Below are 11,040 nucleotides of genomic sequence, written 5' to 3' on the forward strand. Positions count from 1 at the left end.
GAAACAGGACGCTTTGGAATCCGGCTACCACTACCACAGCTACTTATACTTTATTCGACAACTCGGTGACCGGCTATTCGGGCACGACGGGCAATGTTAAAACAACTGTCTCCCCCTTTGTAAGCGCCGATGATCCGACACTCCTGGGATGCAGCCCGGCTGTGAATGCGGGATTAAACTCGGCTGCTGGTTTGGCAGGCGTTAACTCTGATCTGGCGGGTAATCCACGCATCTTTGAAGGTCGGGTTGACATGGGAGCCTATGAATATCAGGCTGCTCAGGGACTTGCCATCACCGTCCCGAGCGTGAACACCGCGACGGTAGGGACAGCATTCAGTCAGTCATTCACTGCTTTGGGCGAAACAGCCGGTTCGACGAGTTACAGCCTGGCCAGCGGCAGCTTGCCTCCCGGACTGATTCTGGCTTCAAATGGCACGCTGAGTGGCACGCCTACCCAGGCGGGTAGTTTCTCAATCACGGTCAATGCAACCAATGGCAATTGTACGGGAGTAAGTGCAGCCTACGTTCTGGAAGTAGCGTCCAATACGCCAATTCGCTATGTGGTGGCAGGCGCAACGGGTAGCGGGAACAGCTGGACCGATGCCAGCGGGGATCTGCAAAGTCAGATCGACTATGTAGGTGCCGAGCAGGTATGGGTAGCGGCCGGGACCTATAATCCCTCCAAAACCGACCGAAGCGTTAGTTTTTCGATGAAGAATGGGGTGCCTATCTACGGAGGCTTTGAAGGCACCGAAACCGACCTGAACCAACGCGTGCTGCGTTATCCGCTGACAACTATCCTTAGTGGCGAGATTGGCGACGAAGAAGACACTGACAATAGTTACCACGTAATCAGAAACGCAGCAGGCCTGACTAACTCGGCAGTGCTTGATGGATTCATGATAACCGGCGGTAATGCCAGTGGCGGCATAGCCGACGACTCGGGCGGGGGAATGATCAACGATGGCGGTGGAGAGAATAATAACTGTAGTCCGCTCATCCGTAACTGTCTTTTTGCTAACAACAGGGCCGATAATGGTGGCGGGGCCATTTATAACGGTGGTTATACCAATGGAAACAGTAATCCAACCATTGTCAACTGTGCTTTTCAGAACAATGCAGCCAGTAAGGGTGGAGCGATTTTTAACGATGGGAGCATCAACGGTAACAGCAATCCAAGCATCATCAATTGTTCTTTTCAGGGCAACTTGTCTCCCTCCGGTGGAGCAATCGGCAATGTTAGTTACCGTGGAACCAGCCGCCCTGTGCTGACCAACTGTATCGTGTGGGGTAATGGCGGGAGCAGCACCTTCAACAACCAGCAAGGTGCTTTTATACTAACCAGTTACAGTTTGTTCGAATCAACAGTAACGGGCTATAACGGCGGAACGGGCAACCTGACCACCACCACTTCGCCGTTTGTACGCGATAACAATACCCGGCTTCGGGCGAATGCTGAGGCGATCGACGCAGGTGATCCCAACAGCACGAGTGCTGTCAACGGAGCTACAGACCTGGCAGGTAATCCCCGTTTTGGTGGAGGGCGGATTGATATGGGTGCTTTTGAATTCGACGCTGCTGCCTTACCCGTCTCGCTGGTGAGCTTCACGGCACAGGTTCAGCCAGACCAAACCGTGCTGCTTAAATGGCAGACCGCCGCGGAATGGAACAATAAGGGTTACCTGATTGAGCGTAGCAAAGACCTGAAAAATTTCGAGTCAGTTGGACAGGTAAGCGATGTGGGAGGATCCAGCAATCTTTCTCAGGGCTACCGGTTTATCGACACAAATCCCTACCAAGGGACCAGCTATTATCGCCTGAAGCAGGTAGATCTGGATGGCAGCATTCACACTTATTCGGCCAAATCGGTGATTATCGAAGGCAATTACGGGGTTTATCCTAATCCAGTAGTTGGCCAGCAGTTCACTTTGAACCTGGATGAGCCAACCGGCGCAATACTACGGTTGTATTCGGTCACTGGCCGTGAGATCAGCTTTACTCATTCGGAGATCAGCTCGGGAAGTACGTTAATTAAGCCGGGTAGCAAGCTTACCAGTGGTATTTACTTGCTCAGCGTGGAAGAACGCGGAAATGTGCGCGTATACCGTTTGGTGGTTCAGTAAGCTCGCCTACCTCATCATTTGATAAGCGTCAAACTCATATTCTGTATCCAAATAGGTCACCACAGCTTTCAGTTTACCAAACTTCGGGTATAGCTGCACGTCAGCAATACTCCCTGACCAGTCAGGCAAGTTTACCTTTAGAAATACTGTGATGCTGCGATGGTAATGTTTCCGGATATTCTCCGACCAATTTTTATCGCTGAATTCGCTTAGAAACAGATAGTACCGGGGTGAATTGATCAATTCAATGAGCTTTTCCAGGTCTGTTTCCATATGAAGGATTTTCCCTTCATTCACGGTGAGCTGACTTAGATGCAGTTTTGCCTTTGCGTGCTGATCATAGATTGTGCCAATAAAAGCTTGTCCTTGTTTGATCCCTGGCCAATTGAACCGCTGCAAAACGAGGTAACAGTTGCCTCGCTGCAGCTGCTTTCTGATTAAGGGAAGGTTCAAAATCTCATAAGGGTTATATGAAGCTACCATGATATTTAGTAAAGCATAAAACCTTTATCGGAAATTGCGGCCATTGGGGAACATTTCAAGTTGCACGACCTTTTGTCGTACCTGCGTCCGTTTATTGACTGCCTGTGTTGCATACTCATCTTTTTCATCGGCCCGGGAAAGCGTTAATACGTCAGGATCCTGATCCTTCTGACCATTAAGCTCGCGTAACAGGGATGACATATCAAAGCACTTCCTTACCACAACATGGATCACCTGACCTTCGATTTGAAGCTTGCCCTCGACCATTAGCAACTTCGAGCGGAGAATTTCCTTGCGGAACGTTTCAAAAAGACCCTGAAAAACAACCAGGTTGGCAACACCAGTCTCATCCTCAATGGTAATGAAGCAAACACCCCCGGCTGTCCCAGGCCGCTGACGGACAAGCACCAGGCCGGCGACCCGCACAATCTGACCATCCCGGTACCTGGAAAGATCTGCTGTTTGCAGCACTTTTTTTGCCAGTAACTGGCTGCGCACGAAGCTTACCGGATGCGCTTTTAACGAGAGTGACATTGTTGCATAATCCTGCACCACATGCTCGGAAAGGGAAAGCTCAGGTAGTTCGACACGCTCTTCAAAATCACTGGCTGATTGCTGACCGGTAAACACACCCATTGGTCGGTCAGAAAGCGCGGATGCTTCCCACATGGCGCGCCTTCGATCCATCCCCATAGAACGAAAAACGTCTGCATCAGCAAGCCGTTCAAGCGCCGCCTGCGAAACGCCAACATCACGGATATGGTGAATGGCCTCGAAAGGTTTTTTCCTGGCTGCAACCAGCAATTCCATCTCCTCCTGCCTGATCCCTTTGATTTGACGAAAACCTAAACGGATTGCCCGGTACTTTCCTTCCTGCTCTTCCAGCGTATTGTCCCAGCTTGATAAGTTGACATCCACCGGACGAACAGCAACTCCATGTCCGCGGGCATCAATGACAATTTGGGCAGGTTGGTAAAAACCCATTGGCATGCTATTGAGCAATGCGGCTGCAAAAACATCGGGATAGTAACACTTGATCCAGGACGATACATACACCAGCAGGGCAAAACTGGCGGCATGGCTCTCCGGAAAACCATAGCTTCCAAAACCTTCGAGCTGTTTGAAAATCCGTTTTGCATAATCCTCGGTGTAGCCTCTGCCAGTCATACCGTCAATCAGTTTCTTTTCAAACTGCGAGACCATGCCGCTCAATTTAAAAGTCGCCATACTACGCCTGAGCTTATCTGCCTCAGCGGGTGTAAAACCGGCGGCCACGATAGCAATTTTCATGGCCTGCTCCTGAAAAAGTGGTACGCCGAGTGTTCGTCCGAGGATATCTTCAAGCTCTTTGGAAGGAAATTCAACAAGTTCCTCTCCATTTCGCCTCCGCAAATACGGATGCACCATATCCCCCTGGATCGGACCTGGCCTTACAATCGCAACTTCGATCACCAGATCATAAAAATCTTTGGGTTTTAGTCTTGGTAGCATCGACTGCTGGGCGCGGCTTTCGATCTGAAAAACCCCGATCGTATCAGCTGCCGAGATCATCTTATAAACTACGGGATCATCTTGCGGAACGGTAGCCAGGGTCATCTTTACACCGTAATGCAGGCTTAACAGGTCAAAAGCTTTTCGGATACAGGTGAGCATTCCCAGGGCAAGGACATCAATTTTCAAAAAACCCAGCGCATCAATATCGTCCTTGTTCCACTCGATGTTGGTCCTGTCCTGCATCCGCGCATTCAAGATCGGGCATAGGTCAGTGATTTTGCCCTGGGTGATTACGAATCCGCCGGTATGCTGGCCAAGCTGACGCGGGAAGCCCATGAACTGCCTTGTGAGATCGAGCACCTTAATCAGATGCGGGTCATTTGCATTGAAACCCTGATCGCTGATCCGATTGCCTTCAAACCATTCATCTGTAAATTCCCAGATCGAATTGGAGAGTTTATTAATGGCATCCACAGACATACCCATCACCTTTGCCACGTCCCGGACAGCGCCTTTTTGATGCAGCTGAGTAACAGTGGCAACGATTGCTGAGCGGTCGCGGCCATATTTCTGATAAATGTATTGAATAACTTCCTCCCGCCGTTCATGCTCGAAGTCTACATCAATATCAGGCGGCTCGTTTCGGGCTGACGAGACAAAGCGCTCAAACAACAAATTAAATTTTGCAGGATCCACACTGGTAATTCCCAGGCAGAAACATACGGTTGAATTAGCAGCCGATCCCCTGCCCTGACATAAGATTCCCCGTTCACGGGCAAAACGGACAATATCATAGACTGTCAAAAAGTAGGCAGCGTAATTCATCTCTTCGACGAATTTCAATTCATAAATGATTGCCTTTGACACTTTTTCAGGTAAAGGTTCCCCGTAAAACTCCTTTGCCCCTTCCCAGGCCAGATAGGTAAGCTCCTGCTGAGGAGTGCGGCCCTGGCTGGTAATCTCCTCCGGGTAAACATATTTGAGACTATCCAGACTGAAAGTGCAGGCATCTGCAATTTCACTTGTCCGGGCAATTGCTTCGGGGTAGTTTCTAAACAGGCGCACCATTTCAATGTGCTCTTTTAAAAAGCGCTCTGCATTCTGGTGCAGCCGGAAGCCCGCATCATAAATCGTACATTTTTCACGGATACAGGTCACAATATCCTGCAGCTCCCTTCTTTGCGGATTATGATAGTGAACGTCGTTGGTGGCCACAAGAGGCACGCTGAGCACGCGGGAGATTTCGGATAAACGAAACAGCTTTTTCTGATCGCTGCCTACGTAGGACCTGGACATGGAAAGATATAGCTCGGGTCCAAATTGTTCGCGATACTCTTTTAGTGCGGTTTCAAAACCCGGCTCAAACCGGAATCCTTTTGCAAGACTGGTGGGGGAAACAGCGATAAATTTGATGCCTTCTGCATGTGCATATACATCCCTGCGGTAGAGCTCGCATTTACCCTTTTCTGTGCGCAGGTTACCCAGCGATAATAATGCTGAAAGCCGGGCATACGCGGCGGTATCAGTAGGATATGCAAGCAGACTGGGCCCATCCAGCAAATCCAGCCGTGCACCCGGGATGATTTGTAAACCTGATTCTTTTGCCGCCACGTGCGCCCTGACTACACCAGCCAGCGTGTTACGATCTGTGATAGCAATCTTTTTGTACCCAAGCAGGCGCGCCTGTTCAATGATCTCCTCGGGATGTGAAGCACCGCGAAGAAAGCTGAAATTGGTGGTAACCTGTAATTCCGTATAGTTCATAGAGGGTCTGTTTACGCGAAAAAACCATGTATAAACCATTCAGGATCCTTTCCTTCTTCGTAATGTCCTAGTCGGAAAACCCAGTAGCGACGCCCTTCTTCATCTTCCAATGAATAATAATCGCGGTGCAGCCCCTTAGAAAGCCACCACTCCTGTTCGACCCGGTCGGGCCCGTCGGCCCGACGTATTTTATGCACAGCCCCTTTGTATTGAAAGAGCATAGGTGGATAGTCGGGGACTGGCGCAGTAACCTGAATTTTTTCAGGCACGGCGAGCATCTGCATGGGACGGATCAAATCCGATCGCCACTCGGTGGCCGGTTTTGCCGAAAGTGACGGCGCATCTACAATCGAACGCTCCGGCCAGTAATGCTCTGCCGGAAGGTACCGGTGCACGATGTCATTCCCCGCCCGGGCTACCAGCCGGTCAAGCAATTCCGCCACAAGCACCATGTTACTGCCGGCGCCTATATTCCACAGCTGCTCCTGGGTATCAAACAAAGGTTCGACGGTGGTGGCTTCCAATACAAAAAGTTCTATCCCAAGATCAGGCTCAATTTCATTTATCTTTTGATCAAACAACTTAAATAAATGGGAGGCACTGCACGAAGGGGCATTCGTACCAATGCTGATTTTTTCCATTTCCCCATCGATCCGGAAGCATTTTAATAACGCCTGCCGAACCCCGACTTTATCAGCGACAAGACGTTTACACAGCTTTTCCAGCAACTTTTCAAGTGCTATCTCTATTCCTTTTGCAGTGCGGATGGGTTCCAGGCTAGGCAACCGCTCCTGATAGGGATCCACCGGGACTACCGGCTGAAATGCTTCCTGGATATGTCCGAGGGCTTGGTCAATTTGATCCAGCGTAGTCTGCCCAAAGCGCCGCCGGAGAACCGGGCGGGGCATTGATATAAAACTTCTTACACGGGTAAGGCCCAGCTTATACATTTTTTCAACGACATGCATTTCGAACCGCAAAGCGCCGGGCGGCAAGTTCAGGATTGCATTAAGCTGTTGGGTAGGTTTGATTATCGGAAAAGCATTCGAATAGCGCGCTATCGCCCAGGCCACCCCGATCGTATCGGCCATTGCGGTTTTGACATCATAGCCCAGGTTCTTCAACCGGGTTGCCATATCTTTCAGGTAACCAGCTTCCCCACCCCACAAATGCGCACAGCCGGTCGCGTCAAGGATCAGGCCGTCCTGGCCATCGACAGCTACGAGCGGCGAATACCGGATCATCCATTCGGCCAGCGCGAAAAGCAGCTTTTGGTCATCGTCGGGTTTATAGTCCATCACAAGCAGTTCCGGAAGCACGGCCCGCGCGTCGGCCAGCACCATTCCCTTTTCAATACCCAGTTTTTCCGCTTGCCTGCTGGCTGCCATTACCTGAACCCGGTTGCGAACCTTCATAGAAAGCACAAACGCCTTACCGGCCAGCTCCGGCTGGCTTCGCAGCATCCTGTCGGTCAGTAAATGCCGGAACCATATAGCCACATACCGTTTCATCCCTATCCAACTTTTGAGTGAAGCGTGCTGGTTGTAAATTCAGCTGTGTCAATATGCTCAAAGTGATTATCCCGCCATTGGATAAGCCACTTTCCCGGTCGCCCGTTCCTTACCTTTTCAATCCTGACCTGCCATGTAGGGTATCCCAGACCAGGCAGTCGCAGCTCTTGCCCCCCACTTGGCATCGGCTTGATTCGCCACCGGCATAGGGAGGAAATCGCATTCTTTGTACGTGGCGAGACTCGGTGCAAAAAACCAGTCACCCGGCTATCTTCAACAGCAAGTTGCAGGCGCCGGGATTCGGTCAGATTCAGATCTTTGATTTCCCCGATAACGCAGCTGAGCCCTTTGCATTTAAGCGCTTCCTCAATAGTCCAGAGCAGGTCTTTTTCTTTTTTCAGATCAATAAAAATGACCCGGTCAGGGGCGACACCGAACTGACTTAATGCCAATGGGTAGATTGTCCGTTTTGTAGAGACCCATGCACATATCCCATCCTGCTTCATCAAACGGCCTGAAATGGCGGCAATGAACCCCGAGGTAGCGGAAGCTTCCTCGGGGGCATAACTGGTAAATTCATGCATACCAACCCTGGGAAAAACGTCATGGGGAAATGCGTTCTCAATTGACCCAAGGCCAATATGCTCGACTCTTCTACCTGCATCCGGGACACTCACACCCTGCAATGACATCATTTCACTCCTGAGCCTTTCCAGAAGCGCTTTTTTTTCTGCTGCACGGACATATTGCTCCATCGATCGCCATGTTTGATACTTTTAATAACAAAATAATGATCTCAATAATAACAATATGCCACGACAGACGCAAGACTTTTTTGCGTAGCAACGCAGGATTGACTTGGGAGTGGAAGAAATTTATTTAGGGTGAAGTTTGATAAATGCTTGATTTAAAGCTAGCAACTACTCGCGCACGAAAGTTTCGGCTGTTCCGTCTGCAAATCTGAGTATATACATGCCGCTGGATAAAGCTTTTGTATCGATCTGCTGCTGATTATTGGTAATGACGATGCTCTGAATGCGACGGCCGGACAGATCATACAAGTCCGCAGTTGTTTTCAGCAATGCATTATTGACCCTGATTGTAACTGCCTCTCTGGCTGGATTAGGGTAAATAGATGCCAAATCCACATTGCCGCTCAATGAGATCGTTTTACTATATGTAAACGTCCCGTCCAGATCTGACATTTTCAGACGATAGTAGACAGTCCGGCTGGATGGATTCTGGTCATTGTAGCTGTACCGGTGATCGCCGCTGCCGCCTGCATTTATGGTCGCGAGTTTGATAAACCGCTTTGCATCCGCGCTGGTCTGGACTTCAAATTGATCGGTATTGACCTCGCTGGTGGTGCTCCATTGCAGCAGGTTGCTGCCGGTTTCTTTGCTAGCTGTAAAGCTGATCAGGTTAAGTGGCAGCGGGCTTTGTGATGTTTTTACAAAAAATCCACTGAAACCGGTAACATTAAAACTCACCTCCCAGCGGCTGGCTACTGCATTCCAGGCTACACTTCCGTTTGCTTCCGAAGGTTTGAATGTGGAAATCGCGCCGGAATAAGAACCCGGTACCCCGGTATCACTGCTGCTCACGCCGCCGCGCTTTTCGATGCGCAGGTTGGACTTGTAGTTTTCTGCATCCGCTGCATTCAGAGGCAGCTTAATGCTGTTCACCGCATTGAAATCGTCAAATTCCTCCTGGGTAAAGAAGAGAGTTACCCGGGCAGTTGCATTGGCGGCATTGCTGGCTGGCGTGATCTCGTAGTGTCTTTTGACGAACTCGGCGGGCTGCGTACCGGCTACCCAGACTTTGGCATTTACCTCTCCGTTCAATGGCGCTGCGCCGTTGGGGGCGACAATCGCCAGCAACCGGCAATCGGTAGTTGTAGTCAGCACCAGATTGCCTGATGCCGTACCCGAAGCCACATCGTCATCTAAAGCCAGCACACGCGTAGCTCCGCTAAACTGTAAGGCACCCTTATCCACGATGGATTCTGAATAAACCGAAACGCCACGCAAATCTCTCGTGTAGGCAGAAATATCAGGCGTTTGTCCAGGCTGAAAATAATCGAAACCTGTATTCACAGCCGGGCTGCATGGGATCGGGCTATAATCCCCGGTTCCGGGATCGACGAAAATATCATTGAGCGGATTGAGGTAAATGAAAGAGCCCTCGAAAGTAAGCCTTGCAAAGACAATGCTATTCTGCACATCCGGCTCCACGACACTGCTAATACCCATCGACTGACCATTTACAATGCTGTTATATATTTTCGGCACGACCGTTCCGTCTACAAAAAAACCGTTGCCCTGAAAAAGCAGTTGGGTGGATTCATCGGCAATCGTGCAATTGATGAAGAAAGAAGCGCTGGAATTACATACCACATGGGACTGAAATACGCTGTTACGGTAAACCAAACAGTTTACATAAGTGGCAGAGGATCCTTCGTCAGCGATCGCGGTAAAGCCTTGATTGTCGTGAACCGCCACGTTGACATACCGCGCCGACGATTGAACATTTGAAATGCCACCCGCCAGCTTCTCAGGATCCGGGAAAAAATTCTGTTGCTCGGTGCTCCCATTACCCGCGACCACGAGGTTAGACATAGTAGGCGACGCACCTTCATTCAGAATACCGGCGACCGTTCCCCCGGAGATTGTAAACCCGTCGAGAATCGTCGCCGCAGTCAGGTTATTTCCCTTATTGTAAATCGTGTATTCCTTGCCGGAACCCGCAATTGTGCTGACATTCTCGGGATTGGACAGGTCGCGTTCCGCGAGGCTGCTTTCCGTTCCGGCAAACCCGCCGTACATGGCCACGCCTTCTTTCAGCTTTAATCCGTTTGTGCTGAACTGGGATATGGGATGGGTTCCGGCTTGCACCCAGATCTCATCGCCGCTTTCAACCTTGTTCATTGCCTGCTCAACACTGTTGATAGCTTGGTCCCACGAGAGCCCCGAGTCCTGCCCTCTTCCGAATTCGGAAACGTAAATGATTTGTTTTTGCGCGAAGGCGCGTGTACACATGCCGGTCAGGCATAGAAAAAGCGACACGTTCAATGTCGCTCGGAATGCTGCAAAAGGTAACGTACGTTTTGCCGAAAGTAAAATTTGATGCATGAATGAAACAGTTGAGTTTTAACTCTATAAAGTTCCCTATTCGCTTAACCAAATCCTAACAGAAAAACCTGACAAAGTCCAATGCTTTTCAATGCATCAGCCTTTCAATATCATTTAGCTCGCCAAACAGCACAAGCACTTCGTCTGCCCGCAAGACTGTATCCGGCGTAGCGATACCCGAGGCGCGCCGGAAAATTTTTGCCAAACCATCTTCGGAGCCTTTGGAGAGCGTTAGCACCGTTAGTACGATCACATTATAGCGCTTGGTCAGGTCTGCCTCGGCCAGGGTCATGCCAATGTACCGCTCGGGCACTTTGGTCTCGATAATGCTATATTTCTCCGAGATTTTAAAGGAGTCGAAAATGCCGGAATTGTCCAGTCGCATCGCCAGCCGCTCGGCCGACTCTTCTTCGGGCACCACATACTCTTCGATCTGCATTGCTTCTAACACGGTCCGTTGCAAGTCGGATACTACCCTGCCGATGATCTTTTTGACTTGGAGCGGTTTGAGAAGTGCCGTTGTTAAAAGCGACG

General features: G+C 50.1%; 7 protein-coding genes. 1 reads left to right on the forward strand and 6 read right to left on the reverse strand.

Annotation, left to right across the window (positions count from 1 at the left end; translation table 11 throughout):
• A partial coding sequence (locus ACTIE6_RS23935) for a choice-of-anchor Q domain-containing protein (RefSeq protein ID WP_439559024.1) occupies window positions 1–2,123 on the forward strand: 2,123 nt, incomplete at its 5' end.
• Between the two features lie 6 nt (window positions 2,124–2,129).
• On the opposite strand, the gene ACTIE6_RS23940 is transcribed toward ACTIE6_RS23935, so the two are convergent.
• From ACTIE6_RS23940 to ACTIE6_RS23965, 6 genes are all read right to left on the reverse strand, one after another.
• A complete protein-coding gene (locus ACTIE6_RS23940; protein WP_439559025.1) occupies window positions 2,130–2,606 on the reverse strand; it encodes a hypothetical protein in 477 nt (158 codons plus the stop codon).
• A gap of 24 nt (window positions 2,607–2,630) precedes the next feature.
• Window positions 2,631–5,864: an error-prone DNA polymerase gene (locus ACTIE6_RS23945; RefSeq protein ID WP_439559026.1), complete on the reverse strand. Its 3,234-nt coding sequence runs from the start codon at window positions 5,862–5,864 to the stop codon at window positions 2,631–2,633.
• 11 nt (window positions 5,865–5,875) lie between these two features.
• On the reverse strand, window positions 5,876–7,375 hold the full coding sequence (locus ACTIE6_RS23950) for a Y-family DNA polymerase (RefSeq protein WP_439559027.1): 1,500 nt from the start codon (window positions 7,373–7,375) through the stop codon (window positions 5,876–5,878).
• A gap of 2 nt (window positions 7,376–7,377) precedes the next feature.
• Window positions 7,378–8,130: an ImuA family protein gene (locus ACTIE6_RS23955; RefSeq protein WP_439559028.1), complete on the reverse strand. Its 753-nt coding sequence runs from the start codon at window positions 8,128–8,130 to the stop codon at window positions 7,378–7,380.
• A 165-nt stretch (window positions 8,131–8,295) separates the two neighbouring features.
• On the reverse strand, window positions 8,296–10,506 hold the full coding sequence (locus tag ACTIE6_RS23960) for a T9SS type A sorting domain-containing protein (protein ID WP_439559029.1): 2,211 nt from the start codon (window positions 10,504–10,506) through the stop codon (window positions 8,296–8,298).
• Between the two features lie 88 nt (window positions 10,507–10,594).
• Window positions 10,595–11,040 (reverse strand): TrkA family potassium uptake protein (locus tag ACTIE6_RS23965; protein ID WP_439559030.1); only part of this gene is annotated, 446 nt, incomplete at its 5' end.

Source organism: Dyadobacter sp. (assembly GCF_051859145.1).
Lineage (GTDB): Bacteria > Bacteroidota > Bacteroidia > Cytophagales > Spirosomataceae > Dyadobacter.